This window comes from Candidatus Gastranaerophilales bacterium (assembly GCA_028696075.1).
GTDB lineage: Bacteria > Cyanobacteriota > Vampirovibrionia > Gastranaerophilales > JAILCC01 > JAQVHS01.
Genome location: JAQVHS010000005.1, coordinates 13,996 through 36,666, shown reverse-complemented (window position 1 = coordinate 36,666; position 22,671 = coordinate 13,996). Strand labels below are relative to the sequence as shown.

Annotated in this window: 29 protein-coding genes and 2 tRNA genes; 17 read left to right on the top strand and 14 right to left on the bottom strand. The window is 36.0% G+C overall.

Annotation, left to right across the window (positions count from 1 at the left end; all coding sequences use genetic code 11):
* Positions 1–16 precede the first annotated feature (16 nt).
* Complete coding sequence (locus PHX18_04685; protein MDD3593905.1) at positions 17–676, bottom strand: YggS family pyridoxal phosphate-dependent enzyme; 660 nt, start codon at positions 674–676, stop codon at positions 17–19.
* Positions 677–963: 287 nt separating this feature from the next.
* On the opposite strand from PHX18_04685, the gene PHX18_04680 reads away from it, so the two are divergent.
* Both PHX18_04680 and PHX18_04675 read left to right on the top strand, forming a co-directional pair.
* Positions 964–1,347, top strand: coding sequence for a hypothetical protein (locus tag PHX18_04680; GenBank protein ID MDD3593904.1), 384 nt, complete (start codon positions 964–966; stop codon positions 1,345–1,347).
* A 128-nt stretch (positions 1,348–1,475) separates the two neighbouring features.
* Complete coding sequence (locus tag PHX18_04675; GenBank protein ID MDD3593903.1) at positions 1,476–1,718, top strand: hypothetical protein; 243 nt, start codon at positions 1,476–1,478, stop codon at positions 1,716–1,718.
* Positions 1,719–1,935: 217 nt separating this feature from the next.
* Here the strand turns inward: PHX18_04675 and PHX18_04670 are convergent, their stop codons facing one another.
* Positions 1,936–3,477 (bottom strand): YifB family Mg chelatase-like AAA ATPase, encoded by a 1,542-nt coding sequence (locus PHX18_04670; GenBank protein ID MDD3593902.1) that lies wholly within the window; start codon positions 3,475–3,477, stop codon positions 1,936–1,938.
* A gap of 22 nt (positions 3,478–3,499) precedes the next feature.
* Positions 3,500–3,573: transfer RNA gene (locus tag PHX18_04665), tRNA-Arg, on the bottom strand.
* Between the two features lie 535 nt (positions 3,574–4,108).
* Between PHX18_04665 and PHX18_04660 the strand changes: the two genes are divergently transcribed.
* Positions 4,109–4,846, top strand: a complete 738-nt coding sequence (locus tag PHX18_04660) for a hypothetical protein (GenBank protein MDD3593901.1) — start codon at positions 4,109–4,111, stop codon at positions 4,844–4,846.
* A 2-nt stretch (positions 4,847–4,848) separates the two neighbouring features.
* On the opposite strand, the gene argS is transcribed toward PHX18_04660, so the two are convergent.
* The 4 genes from argS to PHX18_04640 all read right to left on the bottom strand — a co-directional run bounded on the left by argS (position 4,849) and on the right by PHX18_04640 (position 7,970).
* On the bottom strand, positions 4,849–6,603 hold the full coding sequence (gene argS / locus PHX18_04655) for an arginine--tRNA ligase (GenBank protein ID MDD3593900.1): 1,755 nt from the start codon (positions 6,601–6,603) through the stop codon (positions 4,849–4,851).
* Positions 6,604–6,708: 105 nt separating this feature from the next.
* Positions 6,709–7,386: a hypothetical protein gene (locus PHX18_04650; GenBank protein MDD3593899.1), complete on the bottom strand. Its 678-nt coding sequence runs from the start codon at positions 7,384–7,386 to the stop codon at positions 6,709–6,711.
* A 135-nt stretch (positions 7,387–7,521) separates the two neighbouring features.
* Entirely contained in the window at positions 7,522–7,731 is a 210-nt protein-coding gene (locus PHX18_04645) for a helix-turn-helix transcriptional regulator (protein MDD3593898.1), read from the bottom strand.
* A gap of 56 nt (positions 7,732–7,787) precedes the next feature.
* Positions 7,788–7,970, bottom strand: coding sequence for a hypothetical protein (locus tag PHX18_04640; GenBank protein MDD3593897.1), 183 nt, complete (start codon positions 7,968–7,970; stop codon positions 7,788–7,790).
* Between the two features lie 128 nt (positions 7,971–8,098).
* Between PHX18_04640 and PHX18_04635 the strand changes: the two genes are divergently transcribed.
* The 7 genes from PHX18_04635 to PHX18_04605 all read left to right on the top strand — a co-directional run bounded on the left by PHX18_04635 (position 8,099) and on the right by PHX18_04605 (position 13,015).
* Positions 8,099–8,278: a hypothetical protein gene (locus PHX18_04635; GenBank protein ID MDD3593896.1), complete on the top strand. Its 180-nt coding sequence runs from the start codon at positions 8,099–8,101 to the stop codon at positions 8,276–8,278.
* A gap of 83 nt (positions 8,279–8,361) precedes the next feature.
* Positions 8,362–9,810 carry an Asp-tRNA(Asn)/Glu-tRNA(Gln) amidotransferase subunit GatA gene (gatA, locus tag PHX18_04630; GenBank protein MDD3593895.1) on the top strand — a complete coding sequence of 483 codons (1,449 nt, stop codon included), beginning with the start codon at positions 8,362–8,364 and terminating at the stop codon, positions 9,808–9,810.
* A gap of 63 nt (positions 9,811–9,873) precedes the next feature.
* The gene (locus tag PHX18_04625; GenBank protein MDD3593894.1) at positions 9,874–10,215 is read left to right on the top strand and encodes a hypothetical protein; all 342 of its coding nucleotides are present in this window, start codon (positions 9,874–9,876) and stop codon (positions 10,213–10,215) included.
* Between the two features lie 81 nt (positions 10,216–10,296).
* The gene (locus PHX18_04620) at positions 10,297–10,776 is read left to right on the top strand and encodes a DUF177 domain-containing protein (GenBank protein MDD3593893.1); all 480 of its coding nucleotides are present in this window, start codon (positions 10,297–10,299) and stop codon (positions 10,774–10,776) included.
* A gap of 19 nt (positions 10,777–10,795) precedes the next feature.
* A complete protein-coding gene (gene rpmF / locus PHX18_04615) occupies positions 10,796–10,990 on the top strand; it encodes a 50S ribosomal protein L32 (protein MDD3593892.1) in 195 nt (64 codons plus the stop codon).
* A gap of 22 nt (positions 10,991–11,012) precedes the next feature.
* On the top strand, positions 11,013–12,008 hold the full coding sequence (plsX, locus tag PHX18_04610) for a phosphate acyltransferase PlsX (GenBank protein MDD3593891.1): 996 nt from the start codon (positions 11,013–11,015) through the stop codon (positions 12,006–12,008).
* A gap of 20 nt (positions 12,009–12,028) precedes the next feature.
* Positions 12,029–13,015, top strand: coding sequence for a ketoacyl-ACP synthase III (locus tag PHX18_04605; GenBank protein ID MDD3593890.1), 987 nt, complete (start codon positions 12,029–12,031; stop codon positions 13,013–13,015).
* Between the two features lie 88 nt (positions 13,016–13,103).
* On the opposite strand, the gene PHX18_04600 is transcribed toward PHX18_04605, so the two are convergent.
* The 3 genes from PHX18_04600 to PHX18_04590 all read right to left on the bottom strand — a co-directional run bounded on the left by PHX18_04600 (position 13,104) and on the right by PHX18_04590 (position 14,926).
* Positions 13,104–13,871, bottom strand: a complete 768-nt coding sequence (locus PHX18_04600) for a type III pantothenate kinase (GenBank protein MDD3593889.1) — start codon at positions 13,869–13,871, stop codon at positions 13,104–13,106.
* A 63-nt stretch (positions 13,872–13,934) separates the two neighbouring features.
* The gene (locus PHX18_04595) at positions 13,935–14,450 is read right to left on the bottom strand and encodes a ferritin (protein ID MDD3593888.1); all 516 of its coding nucleotides are present in this window, start codon (positions 14,448–14,450) and stop codon (positions 13,935–13,937) included.
* Positions 14,444–14,926, bottom strand: coding sequence for a desulfoferrodoxin FeS4 iron-binding domain-containing protein (locus PHX18_04590; protein ID MDD3593887.1), 483 nt, complete (start codon positions 14,924–14,926; stop codon positions 14,444–14,446). The genes PHX18_04595 and PHX18_04590 overlap by 7 nt, the downstream gene beginning before the upstream one ends.
* Before the next feature lie 184 nt (positions 14,927–15,110).
* Between PHX18_04590 and rpsF the strand changes: the two genes are divergently transcribed.
* The 5 genes from rpsF to pth are packed head-to-tail and all read left to right on the top strand — an operon-like array spanning position 15,111 to position 17,130.
* Positions 15,111–15,413 (top strand): 30S ribosomal protein S6, encoded by a 303-nt coding sequence (rpsF, locus tag PHX18_04585; protein ID MDD3593886.1) that lies wholly within the window; start codon positions 15,111–15,113, stop codon positions 15,411–15,413.
* 10 nt (positions 15,414–15,423) lie between these two features.
* Positions 15,424–15,822, top strand: coding sequence for a single-stranded DNA-binding protein (locus tag PHX18_04580; protein ID MDD3593885.1), 399 nt, complete (start codon positions 15,424–15,426; stop codon positions 15,820–15,822).
* Between the two features lie 21 nt (positions 15,823–15,843).
* Positions 15,844–16,077 (top strand): 30S ribosomal protein S18, encoded by a 234-nt coding sequence (gene rpsR, locus PHX18_04575; GenBank protein ID MDD3593884.1) that lies wholly within the window; start codon positions 15,844–15,846, stop codon positions 16,075–16,077.
* A gap of 21 nt (positions 16,078–16,098) precedes the next feature.
* A complete protein-coding gene (locus PHX18_04570; protein ID MDD3593883.1) occupies positions 16,099–16,542 on the top strand; it encodes a hypothetical protein in 444 nt (147 codons plus the stop codon).
* Between the two features lie 9 nt (positions 16,543–16,551).
* The gene (gene pth, locus PHX18_04565) at positions 16,552–17,130 is read left to right on the top strand and encodes an aminoacyl-tRNA hydrolase (GenBank protein MDD3593882.1); all 579 of its coding nucleotides are present in this window, start codon (positions 16,552–16,554) and stop codon (positions 17,128–17,130) included.
* A 263-nt stretch (positions 17,131–17,393) separates the two neighbouring features.
* Here pth and PHX18_04560 read toward each other — a convergent pair.
* The 3 genes from PHX18_04560 to PHX18_04550 all read right to left on the bottom strand — a co-directional run bounded on the left by PHX18_04560 (position 17,394) and on the right by PHX18_04550 (position 20,224).
* Positions 17,394–17,474, bottom strand: a tRNA-Leu gene (locus PHX18_04560).
* Positions 17,475–17,958: 484 nt separating this feature from the next.
* Positions 17,959–19,026 (bottom strand): HNH endonuclease domain-containing protein, encoded by a 1,068-nt coding sequence (locus PHX18_04555; GenBank protein MDD3593881.1) that lies wholly within the window; start codon positions 19,024–19,026, stop codon positions 17,959–17,961.
* A gap of 43 nt (positions 19,027–19,069) precedes the next feature.
* A complete protein-coding gene (locus PHX18_04550; protein ID MDD3593880.1) occupies positions 19,070–20,224 on the bottom strand; it encodes a hypothetical protein in 1,155 nt (384 codons plus the stop codon).
* 233 nt (positions 20,225–20,457) lie between these two features.
* On the opposite strand from PHX18_04550, the gene PHX18_04545 reads away from it, so the two are divergent.
* A complete protein-coding gene (locus PHX18_04545) occupies positions 20,458–20,697 on the top strand; it encodes a hypothetical protein (protein MDD3593879.1) in 240 nt (79 codons plus the stop codon).
* On the opposite strand, the gene PHX18_04540 is transcribed toward PHX18_04545, so the two are convergent.
* Entirely contained in the window at positions 20,689–22,035 is a 1,347-nt protein-coding gene (locus PHX18_04540; GenBank protein ID MDD3593878.1) for a MurT ligase domain-containing protein, read from the bottom strand. The genes PHX18_04545 and PHX18_04540 overlap by 9 nt on opposite strands.
* A 69-nt stretch (positions 22,036–22,104) precedes the next feature.
* On the opposite strand from PHX18_04540, the gene PHX18_04535 reads away from it, so the two are divergent.
* A complete protein-coding gene (locus tag PHX18_04535) occupies positions 22,105–22,464 on the top strand; it encodes a hypothetical protein (GenBank protein MDD3593877.1) in 360 nt (119 codons plus the stop codon).
* The last annotated feature ends 207 nt before the right edge of the window (positions 22,465–22,671 follow it).

The following is a 22,671-nucleotide window of genomic DNA, read 5'->3' as shown; positions in this document are numbered from 1 at the left end:
CTCCCCGTTATATTTTTCACTTAAATAATCTTTGTCCCAATCTTATCATTGTTGAGCCTGCTTTGGCAGCTACTTTGTAATCCCCGCTCATCCCCATAGACAGCTCTTTAAACTCAACCTGATATTTATGTTGTATATTATACTGCAAATTTGCTAAATGTGTGAAGGTTTTTTCTAATAATCCTTCGTTTGATGTATTCTCTGCCATGCCCATAAGACCGATAACCTTAATATTGGGTAATTTCAGCAGTTGTTCAAAAATGTCGTATACCTCCTTTTCGCTCAATCCCCACTTGGATTTTTCTTGCGAAATATTAACTTCCAGTAACACTTTTTGAATTTTATTCATCTCGCCTGCCACACGATTTACTGTTTGTGCGATATCAAGGCTGTCAATTGAATGAATATAGTCAAAATTTGCTACAACTTTTCTTACCTTATTCGATTGTAAATGTCCAATAAAATGCCATTCACAATTGTTTTTGATTTCATCGGGCAGATTATTCAGCTTCTTAAGCGCGTCTTGCACTCTGTTTTCGCCAAAATCTCTTATCCCCAAATTGTAGGCGGCAATTATACCATTTTCATCTATGTACTTAGAAGCCGCAATTATCCTTAAATCAAATTCCTTGAGCTCATCTAATACTTCATTATAGTTGGCTTTTAAATTGTTCATTTATTCAAAAGGCGCTTCATTGTACATATCTGATTATTATATTATTATACAATTTTTAAAAACTACAAAGTTTTTTCAAATACTTATTATTAATGACTTTACAAAACATGCCAAAACCCATGTCAGACATGCAATAGGACATGATTGTACTCCTGTTAACAATTTGTAACACTTGCATTTCCCGAATGTAACAAAATATTAAGCAGAATATATACTAAATAAGCAATAAATATATACTCAACGTTTTTAATAATATATACAGAGGATATAAAGAAAGAGAGATAAACATGGGCATTGCAGCTTTACAGGCATCATATCTAACTTTAACAGCACAAAAGGCAAATTATGAATTTTCTTTAAATGTTATAGACAGAAGAAGACAAACATTAACATTACAAGGCGGCAAGCTCATGGAAGAATATATGGAAAAATGGGCTTTGACTTCGCAGGAAACAGGTGCAGCCGAGGATAATGTTGATACGTTTAACTGGGAAGTATTCCAGGCTGATTACACGGCGGCACAGAAAAAACTTGAATATCAGGATAAAGCTTTAGAATTACAAAGAACTAATATACAAACTCAGGTAACAGCTATTACAACCCAGCAGGAATCTGTTCAAAAACAAATTGAAAAGAACGTACAAAAAGATTTCCAAAGTTCATTAGGTTAATAGGGACTTAACCCCTTTAAATTCACTGTTTTAAAAATTTTCCTTCCAAAAACGCAATTTTTTTTCATACTTTGTTTTTATATAAATATGGAAAGAAGAAATTAGGAAGACCCGGAAGGAATTTAACTATGGCAGTTGGAGCAAGAGATCATATTGATAAACTATTAGTTCGTAAATATGCAGAATTAAAAGTTGAAAATCACGAAAGTCTTAAAGAAACTCAAATTGATGAGCAAAAAATGTTAGCTAATATGCAAAATTTTGCAAATGATAAGCTGGCAATGCTTAAAATGAAAGATAAATTAAATGTTTTAGGTAACAAATTGTTAGCTAAATCAGCGTACAAGAATTACAGGTATATACCTGTTTAAAAAGAAATTAATTCCAACGGGTTCATATAGGGGTTTAACTTGAGGCTTACAAAAGCCTCTTTTTATTGCATGCGCAAGCCGATGCAATGCAAAAAGGCTGCGATGAACTCTTAAACTCAATCTCAGCTTCTCAGCCTCTTAGCCCCGAGTCGGTAAGATACTGAGCTCGCTTCGCTCCTCAGCATGACAACTTTTCTCAGCTTCCTTCACCTCTTCACTACTCTCTATCAAGGTTTCGGTATTGTACTGCTTCTAAAATATGTTTTGGTGCAATATTATCTGAATTATCAAGGTCGGCGATTGTTCTTGAAAGTTTTAATACACGGTCAAATGCTCTGCCTGAAAGTTTGAATTTTGTGATTGCGGTTTTTATTATGTTTTCGCAGTCGTGAGTTAGTTGGCAGTACTTTTTAATTTGTTTTGGAATCATTTGAGAGTTGCAGATAATATTTTCCTTTTCAAATCTTTTAACTTGAATGTTACGTGCTTTTATTACTCTTTTTCTTATAGAGGCAGAACTTTCGGCTTCGGTTTTTGCCATCAGTTCACTTTCTTTAAGTCTTGGTACATTAATTTGAATATCAATCCTGTCAAGCAGAGGACCTGAAAGTTTTGACCAGTATCTTTGTATTTGAAAATCAGGGCATATACATTGTTTTTCGCTATCTCCGTAGTGTCCGCAAGGACAGGGGTTCATAGCGGCAAGCAATGTAAAATCGGCGGGATATTTGACGCTCTGTTGCGCTCTTGAAATTGTTACTACGCCGTCTTCCAACGGTTGGCGCAGAACTTCAAGCACGCTTCTGGGGAATTCTACGACCTCGTCCAAAAACAAAATCCCTCTGTGGGCAAGTGTGATTTCTCCGGGTTTTGGATTGCTGCCCCCGCCTATTATTCCTATAGCTGAAGCGCTGTGGTGAACGCTTCTGAAGGGTCTCTGGGTTATTAAAGGTACATCTTTGTCAAGTAGTCCGCTTATACTGTAAATTTTGGTAAGTTCAATAGCTTCGCTTGATTCAAGCGGCGGCAATATACCTGTAAAACACTTTGACAAAAGAGTTTTACCTGCTCCCGGGGAGCCTACCATTAGTATATTATGTCCGCCTGCAGCTGCTATTTCTAAAGCACGCTTAGCTTTGGTTTGTCCTTTGACATCCTTAAAATCAAACAATGGTACTGCTGATGAAGCATTGTTTAAAAATTCATTTATATTGACTTTGAACTCGTTAATTTTTAATTCTTCTGTTTGCTCGGTCGATAAAAATTCTATTACTTCACTCAGATGTGAGGCAGGATAAACAGCTATACCTCCAATTAGAGCTGCTTCTTTTGCGTTATCTTTTGGTACTATTATTTTTTGAATTCCCTGCTCTTTTAGTCCGAGTGCGATGGGCAAAACCCCGTTTACTGCTCTTAAGCTGCCATCGAGTGAAAGTTCGCCTAAAAAAGCAATATCGGTTAACTTCATTTCATCTATTTCACCTATTGCGCTAAGTACGCCTATTGCCATAGGAAGGTCGAAGCTTGAGCCTTCTTTTTTAATATCCGCAGGGGCAAGATTAATGATGATTTTTTTGGCAGGGATTGTAAAGCCGGAGTTTTTTATGGCGGAGCGGATACGCTCTTTTGCCTCGCTCACGGCTGTATCAGGCAGCCCGACAATTGTAATACCCGGAATAGAGTTGTTCATATCTACTTCTGTAATTATCTTATATCCGTCTATTGCAACGGTTGTACCTGTAAAAACTTGTGAAACCATTGTTATTCCAAACTCTGAAAACTGTCCACGGCGCGATTCGAACGCGCGACATCCACCTTAGGAGGGTGACGTTCTATCCTGCTGAACTACGTGGACAAGATAAAACTTTCATCCTAAATATACACGAAATAAGTTTGCGTGTATAGATGAGATTGATTGTTAGCCTTTTTATCGAATATTTTATTATGAGGGTTTTTTGTAAGCTTGTATAGTGGTTATAAATAAAACATACAAAATCTAAAAACCTATTATCACCCAAAGATAGATATTACCCGTAATTAATAAGAGAGCAGTTATTAAACCGAAATAGAAAAAAAAGGAATAAATAAATTTGAGCATGGTTTTAACATTTGGTTTTTCATTTTTAAAATCAATGTTTTTTTTTATAACAATTTCTAAAATAAAAAGTAAAAATATTAAAGAACAAACAATCGAATATATCGTATAGTATAGAGCAAAATTACTAATTGTTAAGTAAGGTAATGAAAAACCAACACTAAAAAAATTTTCTTGAAAAAGAAAATATAGGCTAAAAATAAAGCCCAAATAACCCAACAAAGATAAGATTTTTAAGGAAATATATTTATATAGCATATACAAAGTTTACTGTAAAAATAGGAGAATTACAATTATGTCAGACCGCTTTAAAAAATTAACAGATAAGTTAAATCCTGCTAAACATTATAATAATGAAATTTATAGAAAAACAAAGCATTATCAAAAAAAATACGGCTTTGAAATAGGTAAGAATTCTAAAAATGATACTTGGAATAATGAAGCCGATGCATTTAAACACGCTTTTGCATCTGCAGATTTAGCATTAAAATTAACTCAAGCCGGAAGTAAAATAATTGGAGATAAACATGAAAAAGAAAATCTGCAAGCCCAAAGTTCATATAACGAATCAAATATGGATTGGTGGAATAATCAAGCAGGAAGAGATATTGCCAAAGAAATCAGGCAAGAATACAATTTCTTAGAAGTATTAAGGCTACAAGCCACCGGTAAAATGGATGATATTATTGCCGAAAAAGTTATGCAGCGTATGCGAAAATGTGACTTGATAACTAACCCAAATGATAAAAGAGATTTTAGAAAAAATTATAATAGGCTTCAAAATACCAATTTAACGGGTTTTGCTGCTCCTGTTGATGACATAAACAGAGTTTACACGCTTGAAGAAATCAAAAATATGCCGAAAGAAGAGTTTTTACAAAACAGGCAAAGAATTCTTGAGGATTTTGCCAATAAAAAGATTTTATCAGAAGAGAATGCTAAAAAAGAAGTTCAATCTGGGAATTTAGTTTGGGTTAATTCTTATACAAGAGCCGACGGCACAAAAGTCAGGGGCTATTACCGCTCGAAATAATTCTACATAGCTTCAGGGGCGCTTACGCCAAGAAGGTCAAGCGCATTTTTAAGCACGGTTTGAACACTTAAAACAACAGCTATTCTTGATTTAGAAAGGTCTTTGTCTTCTGTAATTACCCTTGCTACGGAATAAAACCTGTGGAAATCTCCCGCAAGCTCCTGGGCGTATTTTGCTATCAAATACGGCGCACGAAGCTTTGCTGCTGAAAGTATCATATCTTCAAAAGAATCAAGCTTCAAAAGCAGTGTTTTTGTTGCACTGTAAGCCTTGTCCTTTTTGTCATACAGCGGCGAAAATTCTTTGGTATTAAATGTTTCGTCAATTTCATCTTGTGAAAAAGCAGGTTCAAGTTCTATTTTGTTAACGGTATCAACTCTTTTTGCCAGTGCGTTTCTTATTATGCTGCAAGCCCGGGCATGAGCGTATTGGACGTAAAAAACAGGGTTTTCATCGGCTTTTGATTTTGCCAAATCAACATCAAAATCAAGCGTTGTATCTATGCTTCGCATTATCATCCAAAATCTTGTGGCATCTGCTCCGACTTCATCGACAAGGTCTTCAAGTGTAATCATTTTCTTTCTCTTGCCCATTCTTACCTGCTCGCCGTCAATTAAAAGGTTTACCAGCTGCCCCAAAAGAACTTCCAGGTGGGTCGGGTCGTAGGAAAAAGCTTCCAATGAGGCTTTAATTCTTGCTACATAACCATGGTGGTCTGCCCCCCAAATATTTATAAGCCTTTCAAAACCGCGCTGCATTTTATCGATATGGTAAGCTATATCCGCGCTCAAATAAGTGTAAGCCCCGTCATTTTTAATCAAAACTCTGTCTTGGTCATCGCCAAAAGTTGTGCTTTTGAACCACAAAGCGCCGTCTTTTTCAAAGGTATGACCCGTTTGCTTAAGTTTTTCAAGGCATTCAACCACTTTATTTTGTCTGTGAAGGTCAAGTTCGCTGTAATAATTGTCAAATTCTACATTGAGTTTTTGCAAAAGCCTTTTTTGCTCATCAAGCATATATTTTTTCGCAAAATCCGCAAGCTCTTCTTTAAATTCAGAGTGTTTTTTCCCCTGTTTGATTTTTGCCGCTGTTTCGGGGTTTTGTGCAATAAAGTCTTTTGCTGTTTGGATTAGATATTCGCCTGTATAGAAGTTTTTAACTTCCGCTTCATCGGTCGGGAAATTAATATTTTCGCCTAATTCCTGCATAACTCTTATGAAAAGAGAATGCGACAGATTGTTTATCTGGTTGCCTGCATCGTTAATATAAAATTCCTGATAAATGTCATAGCCCGAGAACTTTAATAAATTTGCCAAAGCGCTTCCCATACAAGCCCATCTGCCATGTCCTATATGCAAAGGTCCTGTGGGATTGGCGCTTATGTATTCAAGCATAACCTTTTCTTTGCCGCCGCTGGTATTTGCGCCGAAAGTCGCTTTTTTTGTAAGGATGTTTTGCAAAGCTTCGTTAAAAAACCCGTCTGACAGCTTAAAATTCATAAATCCGCCTATTATATTAACCTCAAATGAAGTTGATGTTAAAAATTCTGCAAGGTTTTGGGCAATAAGAGGCGGAGCAATTTTTGCCGCTCGTGCGTAGGGCGAAACATTTATTGAAAAGTCGCCGAAGTCAGGATTTTTCGGTTTTTCTATGATGATATCCACTTGGGTTGCGCTCTCAAGTGAACCCAGTTTTTTTCCTTCGCAAGCTTTGTTTATCGCCGCTGTGATTATTTTTTTTATTTTATCTTTTAACATACTTTTGAATAAAGCCCTACAACAAAACTAATATTATAGGAAAAATAAAACTTTATCAAAGGGTTGTGCGATTTTTTGTAAGCTTGTATAGCAGTAATGATATCATCATATGTAATCTGCAAGGAAAAAATAAATGGTATTCGTATTGTAAATAGCTATTCCGCTTGTATAAGGAGCATTGTCCTGAAAAGAGGCCTTATGTAAAATACAAATCTTGTCGGCGTCTGTTATTTCATCCGGATAGATTGTTATATCATACTTGTCAAAATTTTCTTTATCCGTAAATATGATACATTTTGAACCATATTCTTTCATTATGTTTTCAATATATTGTTTATTGATATTAAATTTTACATAATGAGTATTATCATTCATAGCCCTATCAATTTGAAAGTGGTAATCCGAAATACCATCAGGCAGTTGGTTTGGGAAATGTTCAAATCCTGCATAACGTTTTAAATTTCTAACTTTTCCAGAATAGGAGTAAGCCGAGGGTGTTTCAGGTCCATCCGGAAACATTTCTGAGCCTATGAAAATAATTCCGGACAATAGTGCGAAATAAAATATACTTAAAGGTATAATGGGAGCTAATATAGAAATAATTGAAGTCTTCTTCCATTTCAGGTAATCCTCGGCAATTTTTAGCAGTACTAACAAAAAACAGGGTATTAATGCAAACAACACAAAAACTAAGTCAACAGGAGTAATACGCCCCGTTAATGTAATCAGTTGAATATAAAGCAAAACTGCAATAATAAAACAAAAAATTATTGTGCCATCCAAAAATGTTATTTTATGCACTTCCGACAAACCTTAAAATAATAGTTATTACACTGATACTATACTTTAAATTTATATAAAACACAATTATATATTTATAAGCTTCAATCAAACAAAGCCATAATTGCCAAGGATAGTTTATTGAATAATAAAATGACCGCCTGTAATTTTTAAAATTTCAAGCAATAAATTGATACTTGGTGCGGTTGCGCCTCGCTCAATTTTTGATAAATGTTCTTTGCTAATACCTAATAAAAGAGCAAGCTTAATCTGAGAAAAAGTTTTTTCTTTCCTTAGTTTTTTTATTTGCTCACCCAGCTTCACTAAACTTTCGTTTTTATTTGACATAAGTATTATTTTCTCGTCGGTATTCCAAGTTTATCATACTGCAATGAAATAGGGTTTTAATCCAGCATATTATTTTTATCTAAATAGCTTAAAATCCATTTTTCAAGTTCCCAAGTGGGTTTTGTACTATTTTTCGCACAAGTAACTTTAAACATTTGCCATAAATCTTCATTGAACATAAAAGCGACCTTGTGTGTTTTATTTGTTTTTAAATCGGATATTCTTTCAGTTTTATTCATAGTATACCTGTACAACTATATAACAGTATTATGCTTCTTATTGCATGTGCAAACAATGGATGTTATTATATAGAAAATTATGCAGGTATATAAAAGAAGCAAACTATGCTTCTTTTTGCGGGTAATATATGAAAAGTTATAAAAAAATTGTTAATATAGAAAAAGAGTTGTTAGATATAATTTTAATGTCTCAAGTTTTGCTTTCTGCGCTAAAATATAGCGAAGAAAAAAATGAGGTTGTCGATGGATGTAGTTTAATGATGGCGCAAATCCTACAGAAGATAAAGAATATTTTAAATAATTTTTGATGATAAAAATAAGGACCGAAACATTTAGCTTCTTTTTGTTTGTTGTAAAATATAAGTAAAGAATAGCACTTGGAGAAAATTTAATGTTCAAAACCGCCACAGAAGCACAAGAAGCATTATTATCAAAAAAAATCAGCGCAAAAGAACTTGTTGATTTTTCTTATAAAACGATAGAAGAGCAAGAGCCAAAAGTCGAAGCGCTTAACGCTTTAACCAAAGAATTGGCTTATGAAACAGCAAAAAATGTCGATGAAAAAATTGCTAAGGGTGATAAGCTGCCTTTGCTTGCAGGTGTGCCTTTAATCATTAAAGATAATATTTGTGTAAAAAACACTTTGACAACAGCAAGCAGTAAAATGCTTGAAAATTTTGTATCTCCGTATAGCGCTACCGTTGCAAATAAACTTGAAGAAAACCTTATCCCTGTTGTAGCGAAAGCTAATATGGATGAATTTGCGATGGGCAGCTCTACCGAAAATAGCGCTTTTAAAATTACCAAAAACCCTCATAATACAACAAAAGTTCCGGGCGGAAGCTCAGGCGGTTCTGCTGCAGCCGTTGCAGCAGGCGAGGCTTTGTTGTCTTTGGGTTCCGATACCGGCGGAAGCATCAGACTTCCTGCAAGTTTTTGCGGTATTTTCGGCTTAAAACCGTCTTACGGCAGGGTTTCAAGATATGGTTTGATTGCGTTTGCAAGCAGTTTGGACCAAATAGGTCCTTTTGCCCGCAGCACAAAAGATATAGCTATGCTTTTAGAAGTCATTTCAGGTTACGACAAAAACGACTCTACCTCTATCAATACCCCTGTTGGAGAATATTCAAAGAATTTAACCTCTGATTTAAAAGGTCTAAAAATAGGTGTTATTACAGAGCTTTTGGCAGAAGGCGTGCAGGATGAGGTAAAAGTTGCCGTAGAAAGTACCATCAAGTTATATGAGAGCCTTGGTGCAGCAATAGTGCCTGTTTCTTTACCCCACGTAAAATATGCAATCGGCACCTACTATATTATCGCTACGGCAGAAGCAAGCTCTAACCTTGCAAGGTATGACGGTGTTCGCTATACCTACAGGGCAAAAGACACCGAAAGCTTGATTGAAATGTTTACAAAAACACGCTCCGAAGCTTTTGGCGATGAAGTTAAAAGACGTATTATGCTTGGCACGTACGCATTAAGCTCAGGCTACTATGATGCTTATTATAAAAAAGCACAGCAAATCCGTTCTTTAATTAAACAGGATTATGACAAAGCCTTCGAACAGGCGGACGTGCTTTTATCTCCTACATGCCCGACTACAGCGTTTGATTTGAATTCCAAAATTTCAGACCCATTGAGCATGTATCTAATGGATATAGGTACTATTACGGCTAACCTTGCGGGTGTTGCTGCTATGAGCGTTCCTTGCGGTTTTGATAAAGAAAATATGCCGATAGGGCTGCAGCTTACAGCCAATGTACTTGAGGAGCAGAAACTTTTGAACTTTGCTTACAGCTATGAACAAGCCACAAATGCCGAATTTGTAAAGTTTTTGTAATAACAGACAAATTTCTGCGCCTTTGTGTTTTTATTAGTGCATAAGGTAAAGCGAGGTATAAACATGGGCATAGAATCTGTAAATTTAGCACAAGGCGCACAACCGATTAAAACAAAAGATAATATGGTGCAGGCGCAATCTTTTGGCTCAGCTGCCGTTGCGACAACTGCGGATAGTTATACTCCTTCTAAGGCGTCTGCTATAGGCAAAGGTCTTTTAGGCGGAGGTTTATTAGTTTTTGGAGCAAATTTTATACATAATATGATATCGGTCGTCAAGATTGTTGGAACAAAAGAGGCATTAAAACTACCTATTGTTGGTGCTCTTGCAATGGGTGCGCTTATTCCTGCTGCAATTGGGGCTGCGATAGGCGGTATTTACAAAGCAGTTACATCAAAATCATAGAAGTATTTATATATAAAAAAGCCAAGGTTCATGCCTTGGTTTTTTTGTGTTAACATTAAAAAATCAGAGTTTGGAACAGGTATGATTATTAATATTAAAGATTTAGAAATCGACAGAGTGCAGGAATTTTCCATTGACGAGGATTTTGAAGATTTAAAAGCACATGCGCAAGGTGAAGTTGAAGCGTCCATGAATGGTGATATCATAGAAATCACAGGCGAGATTGAAGCTGAGCTTGAGTGTGAATGCGACAGATGTTTAAAAACATACACGGAAAATTTCATTATAAATATTGACGAAAAATTTTATAAAGAGTCGTTTATCCCCGAAAATACTAAAGAATACGAAATTAAGCATAGTAATTTTGCAGAAGAATTATACGGCAGGGAAGAAATTGACTTGAGAGATTTAATTTACCAAAGTATAATTTTAAATGTCCCAAATAAAAAACTTTGTGATATAAATTGTATAGGAACGGATGAAGTTCAAAGGTGTCTCAAAGATGATGAGAATACCGTTAGAATAGAAATCCCTTTAAAGAAAAACGATAAAAATAAATAATAAAGTAAAGGAAAAAATCATGGCAGTACCAAAGAAAAGAACAGGCGCATCAGCGCAAGCGCACAGAAGAGCTAACTGGAAAGCTACATTACCGACTACAACAACATGCAGACAATGCGGTGAAACAAAATTATCGCACACTGTTTGCGCTGCTTGCGGTTATTATGACAAAGACAAAAAAGCAAGCAAAAAAGAAGTAGTTGTTGAAGACTAGTTACATTTTAGAGTGAACAACAATGACAATTAGAATAGCAGTAGATGCAATGGGCGGAGATTTTGCACCTTTAGAGACAGTTAAAGGGGCGGTTGATGCTGCAAAAGAATACGGTGTTGCAATTCAACTTATCGGGGTGCAACCCGAGATAGAGAAAGAACTTGCAAAATATGACACAAAAGGGCTTGATATAGCAATAACCCATACTGATGAAGTTATTGAAATGGGTGAGTCTCCTGCGAAAGCTTTGAGAACGAAGAAAAAAGCTTCAATAGTTTTAACGGTTGAAAGCGTTGCAAAAGGTGAGTCGCAAGGGCTTATTGCAGCGGGTTCCACAGGTGCTGCTATGGCTGCGAGTTTATTTGGGCTGGGCAGGCTGAGCGGAATTTCAAGACCCGCAATATGTGCTACTCTGCCCAGTTTTAAAAACCCTGTTGTTCTTATTGATGCCGGTGCAAACAGCGATTGTGATGCGAATATGCTTTATCAGTTTGCTATCATGGGCAGGGTTTTTGCTCAAAGTATTTTAGGTTATGACAACCCTACCGTCGGAGTTATGAATATCGGCGAAGAAGAGGGCAAGGGTAACAACCTTGTGAAAGAAGTATTTAATATTTTATCGGCAAAAAAAGAAGAATTGAATTTTATAGGCAACGTTGAAGGCAGAGATGTATTTATCGGTGATTGTCATGTTATTGTAGCTGACGGTTTTGTAGGTAATGTGGTGCTAAAAGTAGCAGAAGGAACAATCTATACAATGATGAAGATGATTAAAGAGCAGTTTACATCATCGCCTTTTGCCAAAATTTTGGGGCTTTTATCAAAGCCGCTGTTTATGAACATTAAGAAAAAACTTGATTATCAAGAATACGGCGGAGCTTTGCTTTTAGGTGTTAAAGGTATTTCCGTAATATCTCACGGAAGCAGCAAGGCATTAGCTGTAAAAAATGCCATTCGTGTTGCTAAAGATGCCGTCGAAAAAGGTGTGAATGAAAAAATAAGTTCGCAGGTTAAATAAAACACAGAAGAGAAAATAGTATGGCTCCAAAAGTAAAAATAGCAGGACTGGGAAAAGCATTACCCGAAACATATTTAACCAATTTTGACATGGCAAAATTAGTAGAAACCGATGACGAATGGATTTCTACACGCACAGGTATTAAAGAAAGACGTGTTTTAGCAGGGGATGAAAGACTTTCCGAGCTTGCCCACGATGCTGCAGTAGATGCTATTATAGACGCCAAAATCGACAAAAACGACATAGATATGATAATAGTTGCTACTTCCGTTAATGACAGCATTTATCCCAATTTAGCAAGCGAAGTGCAAAGTATGCTCGGCATAGAAAGACATATTCCGTGTTTTGATATGGCAGTTGCCTGTACGGGTGCCATTTATGCAATGAACACCGCAAGAGCTTATATCCAAAGCGGAATGTATAAAACAATTCTTGTCATAGGTGCAGACGCGCACTCAAGATTTGTTGATTGGACAGACAGAAATACCTGTATAATTTTCGGTGATGGCGCAGGAGCTATGATTTTGCAGGCTTCGGATAATTTTGAGGGCATTCTTTCTATGTCGATACATGCCGATGGCTCAAGGGGGCAGGAGTTAACGCTGCCTATGGGAACACAAAACTCACCTTTAGTTGCACAAAAAGAAGTTTTGCCTCAACACCTTTATATGAACGGCAAAGAGATTTATAAATTTGTGGTAAATACCATCCCTGATTCGATATTATCCGTGGTAGAGCAGGCGGGTTTAACTATCGGTGATATTGATTATTTGGTGCTTCATCAGGCTAACGTAAGAATTATAAAAGCGGTGCAGGAAAGATTGGGCTTTCATGACGGACAGGTATTTCATAACCTTCACAAATACGGTAATACTTCCGCTGCTTCAATATTTGTGGCTTTAACAGAAGCTTTTGAGATGAAAGAATTTGAAAGACCCTGTACTATTGCAATAAGTGGTTTTGGTGCGGGACTCGCTTGGGGCAGCGGGATTTTAAGGTTTGATTAACATTTTACCTGAAGAATTTTTGTCATCGAATTAGTTGACATATACAAGCATGACAATTATTTGTTAATATTTTCACCTATTCATCTGTTCAACTCTTAATGTTGTTATAAATTAACCTCAGACCTTCCAAGGTCAAGTTGGGGTTAATATAGTCAAACCGGCGATTCAGGCTGCTTTCTAAAATATCCGAGTATCCGCCTGTTGCTATGGTGATTACTTTTTCGCCCAGTTCTTTTTCTATTTCTTCTATCATGCCGTCTATCATTTTGGCATGCCCGATGACAAGCCCCGATAAAATATTGTCTATAGTGTTTTTGCCTATGGCGGAGGATGGTTTTTCTATTTTTACTTTTGGCAGAAGTGAAGTGTAAGTACTCAAAGCATTAGCGCTTATACCAAGCCCGGGGGCTATTACTCCGCCTAAAAATTCGCCTTCTTTTGACACAACATCGAAGTTTGTTGCTGTTCCAAAGTCCACTACTACGCAGGGTTTACCGTAAAGTTCATAAGCAGCCCTTGCGTTTGCGATTCTGTCGGCGCCTATTTCTTTGGGGTTATCCACTTTGTATTTTACGCCCGTGTTTACTTTGGAGGTGATTTTAAAAACAGGGATATTGAGATAGCTGTCTATTGCCTCTTTTAAAACATCGGTCAGCGGTAAAACAACGCTTGCTATAACAGCTGATTTTAATTCTGATTTTAGCTGATGTTGCTCTAAGATGGTAGTCAAAACAGCCCCGTATTCGTCGCAGGAGCGTTTTTTATCGCTTGCGACCTTAAAAGTTTTTACTAATTTATTTTCTTTAAAAATTCCTATTGAAATTGATGAATTACCTATATCAAGAGCCAAAAGCATTCTTAATTCCTTTTAAATGAAAAATCCCCCGGGCATTGACGCTTAGGGGATTTTTGTATATTACTATTGTTGAGTATCTGCGGGAACCGTGAATACTCTTGCCGCTAAGTCTTTATCTATCATAAAGATACCGTTGCCTTCGCCTTTGATAAGTTTTAGCTTGTCAATGATGGCTTCTGCCGCAACCTCTTCTTCTACCTGTTCATCAACGAACCATTTTAGGAAAGATACTGTCGCATGGTCTTTTTCTTCAATTGCGATATCCATAAGATGATTTATACTTTGTGTTACGAATTGCTCATGTTTCAGTACATTTTCAAACAACTCTATAACGTTTATCCATTCATTATCAGGTTTTTCAATAGTTTCTAATATAACTTTGCCTTTACGGTCTAAAAGATAGTTATAAATTTTCATAGTATGAAAAACTTCTTCTTCGTACTGAACCTTCATCCAGTTAGCAAAGCCTTCAAGCCCTATTGAAGCGCAGTACGCCGACATAGATAAATAAAGGTATGCCGAATAAAATTCTTTATTAATTTGCTGGTTTAAAGCGTCTTCTATTCTTTTTGTTAACATTTGCATTCTCCTTTCCACAGTCCGTGCAGATTGCAATATTCTCTAACTTCAACAATATCACAATCGCAGTTAATGGCAATACAATCACATTCGGATTTTTCTTCATTATTTGAAACTTCTTCGCTGCAGCCGCAATCGCATGGTGATGTTGTATGGCATTCGCAATGCAATGAAAATTCAGGTTTTTGACCGGGGTTTAAATATTTTCTTATAACACCGTCTTTTGTAAAGACTTCTATCATTTGAATATAATGCTCTTCAAGCATTGGATGAGGAACTGACCCTACTTTTACCATGATTGTTCCGTTTTCATCTTCACAAACAGGAACATGCTTTTCACCCGCAGCGTCTGTTGTATTCGGAGCGCATAGATGCATATCTTCTCCGCAGCATACTAACGTGCCTACACCCGGAAACAGAACTTCTATTATGTTGCCGCAAATATTACATTTGTAAACTTCTGCTTGGTTTGTCATCTTAAAACTCCTTTCGTTTTTTGTTGACTTTTTATCATAATCCTTTTAATTCTAAAATAAAATTACGCTATAGGCTAGTATAAATTATCTTTTAAGTTGCCCAACTTTACAAAGTCTTGTTATATTTTTTTTGTTTATGTTAGTATAATCCTTACATGTAAGTATAAAAAACAGGAGTAATCAATTGAAAAAATACGAATTATTATCAATCATTAAACCCAACTTGGATATTGAAGAAGTAGATAAAGTATTATCGCAGCTTGAAGAAACCATCAAAAATCTTGGCGGTACTATTACAAATACCGATAAAATAGGCAGAAAAAAACTTGCTTATGATATAGATAACTACCGCGACGGTTTTTATACCGTTACAAAATTAGAGTTACCTCAAGAAGCCATTAAGACTTTAAAAAGAAACTTAAAATTGAACGACAACTTCTTAAGAGATATGATTATAGAAGATGTAGAAACTAAAGCACAAGCATAAGGGATTAATAATGTCAGTCAGCAAAGCAGTTATCTCGGGTATTGTAACCAGAGAACCGGAAAAAAGATTTACCGGCAATGATTTAGCAATTGCTAATTTTGTTATGAATATAGACGAGCGTGAAGAAACACTTTTGCGCGTTATCACTATCGGTAAATTAGCCGAAAAAGCCGCGGAGCAAGTTACTAAAGGCAGCAAAGTTATTGTTGAAGGCAGATTGCAAACTAATACCGTTAAAGACAGCAAAGGCGAAGAAAAGAGAATTATTGAGCTGCAGGCAGCGGATTTTGACGTATTTAATTCTTCTTCAGCTTCAGGTTCAAGTTTAGCTGACAATGACGATTCTTTCTCATACGGTCCTTCGGACGAAGTTGATGAGTTAATAGGCGATGATGAAATACCATTTTAGGAAGGATAAATAAACATGGCAATGTACAACAAACAAAAACAGGTTAATAAGAAAAAAAATTGTAACTTCTGTGCTGACAAAGTGGAATATATTGACTACAAAGATGCACATAAACTTAAAAGATATTTAAGCGAAAGAGGAAAAATTCTCCCAAGAAGAATTACAGGAACTTGCGCAGAACACCAAAGACAAGTTACTCTTGCTGTTAAAAGAGCCAGAGAAGCTGCTTTGTTAGATTATGTTTTTGAAGGATAATTCTTTATCCTTTGGGGGAAAATGAGCAACTATTCTTACAATTATGATAAACAACCAATTATGGCAGAGCGGGTACTTTCGGCTTTGTCATATTTGACGTATGGACTTGTCGGGCTTGTTTGGCTGATTATTGCTGCGCTTGGCAAAAAAACTATCAAACCGTTTTTGAAATTTAATATTATTCAAAGTATTTTTATCGCACTTGTATTCGCCGTTCTTTCTATGTCTGTTAACATTATTATGAATATATTATCCATTGTAAGAGTCATACCTTTTATAGGCGGGTTTATTAACAGCTTCTTTGACTTTATACTTTTTTATCTCGTTCAATACCAGCTTTTTATGGGATTTTCTATATTAGGAATTTTGGTTTTGGGTTTGAATATTTATTTGATAATATGTTCTTTATCAGGAATTTATTCACAAGTTCCTTATATTTCAAATATTGTCAGAAAATTGGTTTAAAAGATTAAAATGTTTTTAATTGTCGGATTGGGAAACTTCGGTCCTAAATATGAACAAACAAGACATAACGCAGGGTTTATCTGTGCGGATGAGTTTGTGCGCAGGCATGGTTTGTCGTTTAAAACCGAACCTAAATTCAGAGCAGAGATTGCTTCGGGAAATGTTTTTGGTGAAAAAGTTATATTAGCCAAACCGCTTACATATATGAATTTATCAGGCGAAGCCGTTGTAAAAATAGCACAGTTTTATAAAATTGAACCGCAAAATATATTCGTTGTTTTTGATGATATTTCTATCCCTATAGGGCAGTTGAGGTTTAAGTCCAAAGGTTCTGACGGCGGGCATAACGGTATAAAATCATTGACACTGCATTTATCTTCCAATGATTTTCCCCGTTTAAAAATAGGTATAGGTCCTCAGCCTGATTATATGAAATCGGAAGATTATGTTTTGGGCAAATTTACGGCGCAGGAAACGGAGATTTTGCAAAGGGTTATTCCCGCGTCTGTTGACGCTGTTGAAGAGTATTTAAAATCCGGTATTGTTGAAGCTCAAAATAAATACAACGGAATTGATTTGAGTGATTAAAAGCTATAGTCTTTTAGTGCCTTAGGATGCCGAGTATCGGCAACCACCGTTGTGTCGAAAGACACAACCGGGGTTCTAAGTCCGATTAATTTAATTTATCAAATTTTAAAAATGTCGGTGGGGGGAGTTGTCTTGAGGCGTTTGCGAGGTGATGGACACCGAGCATTACGCCTTAGGATGCCGAGTATCGGCAACCACCGTTGTGTCGAAAGACACAACCGGGGTTCTAAGTCCGATTAATTTAATTTATCAAATTTTAAAAATGTCGGTGGGGGGACTTGAACCCCCACAGATTTCTCCACACGCCCCTCAAACGTGCGCGTCTACCATTCCGCCACACCGACATCAAAACAGGTATTAAATTTTCAACGATTGTTAAACACTATTATAGTACAAAAGCTTTTCGGCGCGTCTACCCCTCTCACAAAACGATACTCAATCGTTTTGTTCGGCAGAGTGCCACACCGACATCAAAACAGGTATTAAATTTTCAACGATTGTTAAACACTATTATAGTACAAAAGCTTTTCGGCGCGTCTACCCCTCTCACAAAACGATACTCGTCTTGAATTTTTGGGTACGCATAGCCTTCTATTTCGCTACAGCTTTTTTCTAATGAAAAAGTTTTCGCTCAATTCGGCTAGTTGCGCTTACGGGACTAGTCTTGCTTCGCAAGCCGTCGCCCTGCCAAAAATCCGCAATCGTTTTGTTCGGCAGAGTGCCACACCGACATCAAAACAGGTATTAAATTTTCAACGATTGTTAAACACTATTATAGTACAAAAGCTTTTTTCTGCAGATGTTTTTCTTGGGGTAATTATTTTTACTCTAACCTGTTTTTTCTTTATCTTGTCGTATTGATTTTTGATAATCATCTAAGTAAAAATAGATTAACCCTGCAGATCTTTCTTTTAATGTTTCGTTGACTTTAATCGGGTAGTCTTCAAAGTTTTCAACCTTGCCGGATTTAATAGCATTTATGGTTTTGGCTATGAATTTTTTGATATTTTGCAGTATTTGAGGGTTCATTTTAATCCAATCGGCGAATAATATATTCCCTCGCTCCTGATTGCATTTTTTGCACTCTATAATGTAGTTGTTTTTATCGTCAGATGCTTCTAAAGAATAAGGCTTGATATGTTCGGCTGTTGACATACGCGGTGATAACAGCATCGACGCTATTTCACCGGGACGGCGCCTGCTGTATTTAACTATAAATGCATGCTCATTGTTAAACGATGTAGGCAGATAATTTGCGTATTTAATTGTAGTACCCAAAACAGCACGGTCTGCTTCAGAATTTGCTGCTTTTAGAATTTTGTTTAATTCATAAATTACATCTTTTCTTTTAAAGATTTTATCTCTGCTTTGAGCAAGCTCAATCATATTGTCTATAAACTCTTTAAGATTTCTTTTATGTTCGGGATTTTGTACAAGCTTACTTAGCCTTTTCAGTTTATAAAGAGTTTCAATCTGTTTTTGGACGAGAATTTTTCTTGAATCTTCAAAAGCGACCTGAAAAAGCTGTTGAATATTCTTGTCTTCATGCTGTGAAGATAAACCCAGTAATTTTGTTACAATTTTTTGCTCGTTCCCGTTATATAAACGCTGTCTGCTTTGTAAAATATTGCGTAATTGTTTTCCCTTTGCGTTTTCAATCAGATTTTGGAAGTCTTTGCTTTCTTCATAAGTTACTACATCATTTCCGCATGCTGCGCAGCATAAGCCTTTTACTTTTTTTAATTCAAACGTACAGGGTGGGCGCTCTTGCTTTAATGACACATATGTATCTTCGGCAGGTAAAGTTTTCGCAGAAAAATTTTTATATTTTTTATCTCCGCTAAAAAATATTTGATAGGCTGCTAAATTGTTGATAAACAGAGTATTAATTTTCAAAATGCTATACCTTTCACCGCTGCCTGAACTATTAAGTCTTTTATCATCCTGCGCTTAAAAATTTTTCATAGTCTCCCAGGTCTATGTCTATAATTCCGCCGGATTCCCGTTTCAACGTTTCTTTTACTTCTAACGGGTACTTTTCATAACCGTTCATTTTACCTGATTTAATTACCGCTATTGCTTCTTCTATGAACTTTTGTACATTATTTATAAACTGGGGGGTTTGTTTTACCCAGTCTTTAAATCGAATACTGCCCCTTGCTTCGTTACACTTATTGCATTCAAGCAGATAATTTGATTTATCGTTTAAGCCGTTTCGTGTAAAAGCTTTGATATGTTCAGCCGTAGCCGCATTCCTTGAAAGAAGTCTGTAAGCAATTTCTTTGGGTGAGCGTCTGGAATATTTAACAATAAAAGCATTAACGTCTTCGGCAGATGTCGGGATTGTTTCGGCTTTGGCTAATATGTATGTTAAAGCTTTTATATTACGAGGGTCTTTGTCTTCTGCTGCTTTCATCGCTAAACTTTGCAAAAAAGTCTTTCTTTTAAATGCTATGTCTTCACTCTCAACGATTTCTATTGCTTTATCAAAAAAATGTTTTAACTTCGGCTTGATTGGACCTTCTAAATTATTGGATATGTTTTTTAGTTTAATAATTATGTTTTTTTGTGTTTCAACTAATTCTTTGCGTGAATTATCAAACGTTACTTGTAATAGTTCTTGCAAATTCTTATCTTCATAATCATAAGAAGTCTTTATTATTTTTCTTACTACTTTCTTTTCGGTTGCTTTGTAATTGTTCCATCTTTTTCTTAAATGATGTCTTAACTCAGTACCTGTCGCATCTTTCAGTGTATTTTGAAACCCGTCAATTTCTTTGAACGTAAGTACTTCTTTCCCGCAGCATGCACAAGGCATATGGGGTATTTTTTTAAAGTCAAAATGGCAGGTTGTCCTTTTTCTTTTTTCTTCCGTAGGACCTACAACAGTAATTATAGGAGGCTTCACAACTATAGCTTTAAATGAAGGAGCATTGTAAAAATTCTGCCCGAGTCTGTTTATTAACACTATTCCACCAATCACCCGTCTTGCCTTTTCAGGCTTCACACACTGCTTGCGCTGTTCTCCGCCTGTGCAATCATTGAAAGCAAATTTGCTGTCGCAATTTGTTTCAATATAGATTGCTTCGTTCATTCATTTGCTTGCGCAAATTCATTCACAACGGCGGTGTAGAACGGTTTCGCCTTCCAAAGCCTTGCTCTTTAGCAAGCCTTTTCAGGCTTCACACACTGCTTGCGCTGTTCTGGATATATTAAACCATTTTTTTAAGATTTTGTGTTAGTTTGATACATATTTGTTTACGAAACGCAATAATTTTTAACAGATTGTGTGTATTCTAATATAAATCCTTATATATGGAAAGAAACATGTCTGTACCGAGAATTGCAGATGTATTAGTACCTTATGTCGCGGGAGAAGTGACAAATGAAGAATTAGCTAAAAAACAAGCAAAAGAACCCAATTGGCTTGAAAAACGATGGAAAGATGATAAATCAATCGGAACAAACACAGCCGTAAAAGCCTTTGTCATATTGAGTCCTGACTTTTGGCACAATGCTAACAAATTCGCCTGTTCGCCTATTTGCAGCCTATCAGTTCTATTTTAGTATTTTTTGCATTTTTAATAACGCTGTATAAGTCGGCAGAATATACAGTTTTTCATCAGGCATGGTTTCTTTTAGTGCATAATCTATTGCCTGTTTGATATTAGATTTCATAACTATATTTTCGGCGGGTATTCCTGCATATTTTAGCCTGACAGCCATATCAGCATAGCGAATACCGCTTGTGATAATTTGTTTTTGATTCGAATTTATCAGTTCAAAATTTGCATCCCAAAGCCAGGATACATCACGACCATCAGCATAGTCATCGTTAATTATGATTAAAATTTTGCTTTTCGGGTCATCTTTAACGGTTCTGAGTACTTCGCTTGTGCCGGCGGGGTTTTTTATAAGCTGGACAAGTACATTTTTGCCGTTGATAATTCTTTTTTCCGCTCTGCCAAAAACCGTTTGATAATTTTCAAACGCTTGCGAGATTATTTCAGGTTTGATACCTAACTTTAAAGACAGGACTATAGCGCTTAAAGCATTATAAGCGTTATATACACCCGGAAGGTTTACGCTTACTTCAAAGTCATAGCCGTATTCTTCCGAATAAATTTTTATAATAGAATGGTCGACTAATATTTTTGCTTTTGCTGAAACAAAGGTTTTTGGTCTGGCAAGCCCGCAATCGCAGTAATAGTGACCTATATGCCCGTAGTAAATTTTTGTGTATTTGATGTCTTTGCCGCATTTGCAGGTTGCCGCTTCTGCATTGGCGCTGATATTTTCGTCGGGCTTCTCATATTCTATATCGTCAAATCCGAAGTAAATGCTGTTTGCGCCTGCAAGAGAAAGAATAGTAGGGTCGTCGGCGTTTAAGACCGTTGTGAATTTGTCATTCTTTTGAAATTTATCTACGGCTTTTTTTATCATCTTAGCTGTTGTATCAAGTTCACCGTATCGGTCTAATTGGTCGCGAAACAGGTTTGTTACAATAAGATAATCGGCTAAAAAATAGTCGGCGAATTTTTGCAAATAGGCTTCGTCGCATTCTAAAATACAGTTGTCAGCATTCAGGCGGGCTTTTATATCGGCGCATTCCACTACGGCTGCTGTTACACCTGTCAGCATATTTGCACCTTTTTTATTATGGGCGACTCTACGGTTGTCTTTTTGCAAGATAGCTGATAAAAAGTTTGCGCTTGTCGTTTTGCCGTTTGTGCCCGTTATGGCGATGATTTCTTTTTTTGTTTGGTTAACAAGACGGGACAGGATTTTGGGCGAAATACTGCTTGCGATAATTCCGGGCATGCTTGTTGCTGCACCGAAATGCAGTACTTTTAATATCAGGCTTGTTAATTTAGCAGCGTTTACAGCTATTATATCTTTATTCATGTGGTATTATCTTAATTTCTACTATATAATTATAGAACACAGAAACAAGTTAGCATAGTATAAGGTTGTATGGAAATCTTTTTGGTTGTTTTAAGTTTTTTTCTTTTAGTAAGTATCACATCGCTGCTTATGATTTATTTCTATTCTTTAAGCCAAAAAATATCAGCCTGTACGTATAAAATTGCCTTAGAACGAAAAAATATTAAAAGAAAACTTCGTGCCTTTCAAAATAAATGCAGAAATATTAAGGCTGTTATATCCAGAATAATTATATACAACAAGAAAAAACGTTGGGCTTTGTTTTTTGTTGAGCCGCTAAAGGCTCTTGCCCTCACGATTTTGCCGTTTGGAAAATTTAAAAAAACGATTTTGCTTTTTGACGTGATAAGAAAATTTGTTGTGTTTTTTCTTCCCAAGTTAAATCGTTAATTTTTACTAGTTCTTAAGAATAATATTTTATATTCTTGAGGCTAATTTCAATTAGGTAAAATCGTTGTAGAATAAACATAGTAATTCTTATTTTATATAAGAATTTATCTGCCTCATGATCTCTTCTTCCCGACAAAAAATCGGGATTTTTTATTGCAAATTTTCAAAATCATGCAAAAATTGCACAATTTTTAAAAACTTTAGATT

Excerpts from the sequence above, each read along its gene's own strand:
- PHX18_04685 (MDD3593905.1), bottom strand. The coding sequence starts at position 676 with ATGAACAATTTAAAAGCCAACTATAATGAAGTATTAGATGAGCTCAAG.
- PHX18_04680 (MDD3593904.1), top strand. The coding sequence starts at position 964 with ATGGGCATTGCAGCTTTACAGGCATCATATCTAACTTTAACAGCACAA.
- PHX18_04675 (MDD3593903.1), top strand. The coding sequence starts at position 1,476 with ATGGCAGTTGGAGCAAGAGATCATATTGATAAACTATTAGTTCGTAAA.
- PHX18_04670 (MDD3593902.1), bottom strand. The coding sequence starts at position 3,477 with ATGGTTTCACAAGTTTTTACAGGTACAACCGTTGCAATAGACGGATAT.
- PHX18_04660 (MDD3593901.1), top strand. The coding sequence starts at position 4,109 with ATGTCAGACCGCTTTAAAAAATTAACAGATAAGTTAAATCCTGCTAAA.
- argS (MDD3593900.1), bottom strand. The coding sequence starts at position 6,603 with ATGTTAAAAGATAAAATAAAAAAAATAATCACAGCGGCGATAAACAAA.
- PHX18_04645 (MDD3593898.1), bottom strand. The coding sequence starts at position 7,731 with ATGTCAAATAAAAACGAAAGTTTAGTGAAGCTGGGTGAGCAAATAAAA.
- PHX18_04640 (MDD3593897.1), bottom strand. The coding sequence starts at position 7,970 with ATGAATAAAACTGAAAGAATATCCGATTTAAAAACAAATAAAACACAC.
- PHX18_04635 (MDD3593896.1), top strand. The coding sequence starts at position 8,099 with ATGAAAAGTTATAAAAAAATTGTTAATATAGAAAAAGAGTTGTTAGAT.
- gatA (MDD3593895.1), top strand. The coding sequence starts at position 8,362 with ATGTTCAAAACCGCCACAGAAGCACAAGAAGCATTATTATCAAAAAAA.
- PHX18_04625 (MDD3593894.1), top strand. The coding sequence starts at position 9,874 with ATGGGCATAGAATCTGTAAATTTAGCACAAGGCGCACAACCGATTAAA.
- PHX18_04620 (MDD3593893.1), top strand. The coding sequence starts at position 10,297 with ATGATTATTAATATTAAAGATTTAGAAATCGACAGAGTGCAGGAATTT.
- rpmF (MDD3593892.1), top strand. The coding sequence starts at position 10,796 with ATGGCAGTACCAAAGAAAAGAACAGGCGCATCAGCGCAAGCGCACAGA.
- plsX (MDD3593891.1), top strand. The coding sequence starts at position 11,013 with ATGACAATTAGAATAGCAGTAGATGCAATGGGCGGAGATTTTGCACCT.
- PHX18_04605 (MDD3593890.1), top strand. The coding sequence starts at position 12,029 with ATGGCTCCAAAAGTAAAAATAGCAGGACTGGGAAAAGCATTACCCGAA.
- PHX18_04600 (MDD3593889.1), bottom strand. The coding sequence starts at position 13,871 with ATGCTTTTGGCTCTTGATATAGGTAATTCATCAATTTCAATAGGAATT.
- PHX18_04595 (MDD3593888.1), bottom strand. The coding sequence starts at position 14,450 with ATGTTAACAAAAAGAATAGAAGACGCTTTAAACCAGCAAATTAATAAA.
- PHX18_04590 (MDD3593887.1), bottom strand. The coding sequence starts at position 14,926 with ATGACAAACCAAGCAGAAGTTTACAAATGTAATATTTGCGGCAACATA.
- PHX18_04580 (MDD3593885.1), top strand. The coding sequence starts at position 15,424 with ATGTCAGTCAGCAAAGCAGTTATCTCGGGTATTGTAACCAGAGAACCG.
- rpsR (MDD3593884.1), top strand. The coding sequence starts at position 15,844 with ATGTACAACAAACAAAAACAGGTTAATAAGAAAAAAAATTGTAACTTC.
- PHX18_04570 (MDD3593883.1), top strand. The coding sequence starts at position 16,099 with ATGAGCAACTATTCTTACAATTATGATAAACAACCAATTATGGCAGAG.
- pth (MDD3593882.1), top strand. The coding sequence starts at position 16,552 with ATGTTTTTAATTGTCGGATTGGGAAACTTCGGTCCTAAATATGAACAA.
- PHX18_04550 (MDD3593880.1), bottom strand. The coding sequence starts at position 20,224 with ATGAACGAAGCAATCTATATTGAAACAAATTGCGACAGCAAATTTGCT.
- PHX18_04545 (MDD3593879.1), top strand. The coding sequence starts at position 20,458 with ATGTCTGTACCGAGAATTGCAGATGTATTAGTACCTTATGTCGCGGGA.
- PHX18_04540 (MDD3593878.1), bottom strand. The coding sequence starts at position 22,035 with ATGAATAAAGATATAATAGCTGTAAACGCTGCTAAATTAACAAGCCTG.
- PHX18_04535 (MDD3593877.1), top strand. The coding sequence starts at position 22,105 with ATGGAAATCTTTTTGGTTGTTTTAAGTTTTTTTCTTTTAGTAAGTATC.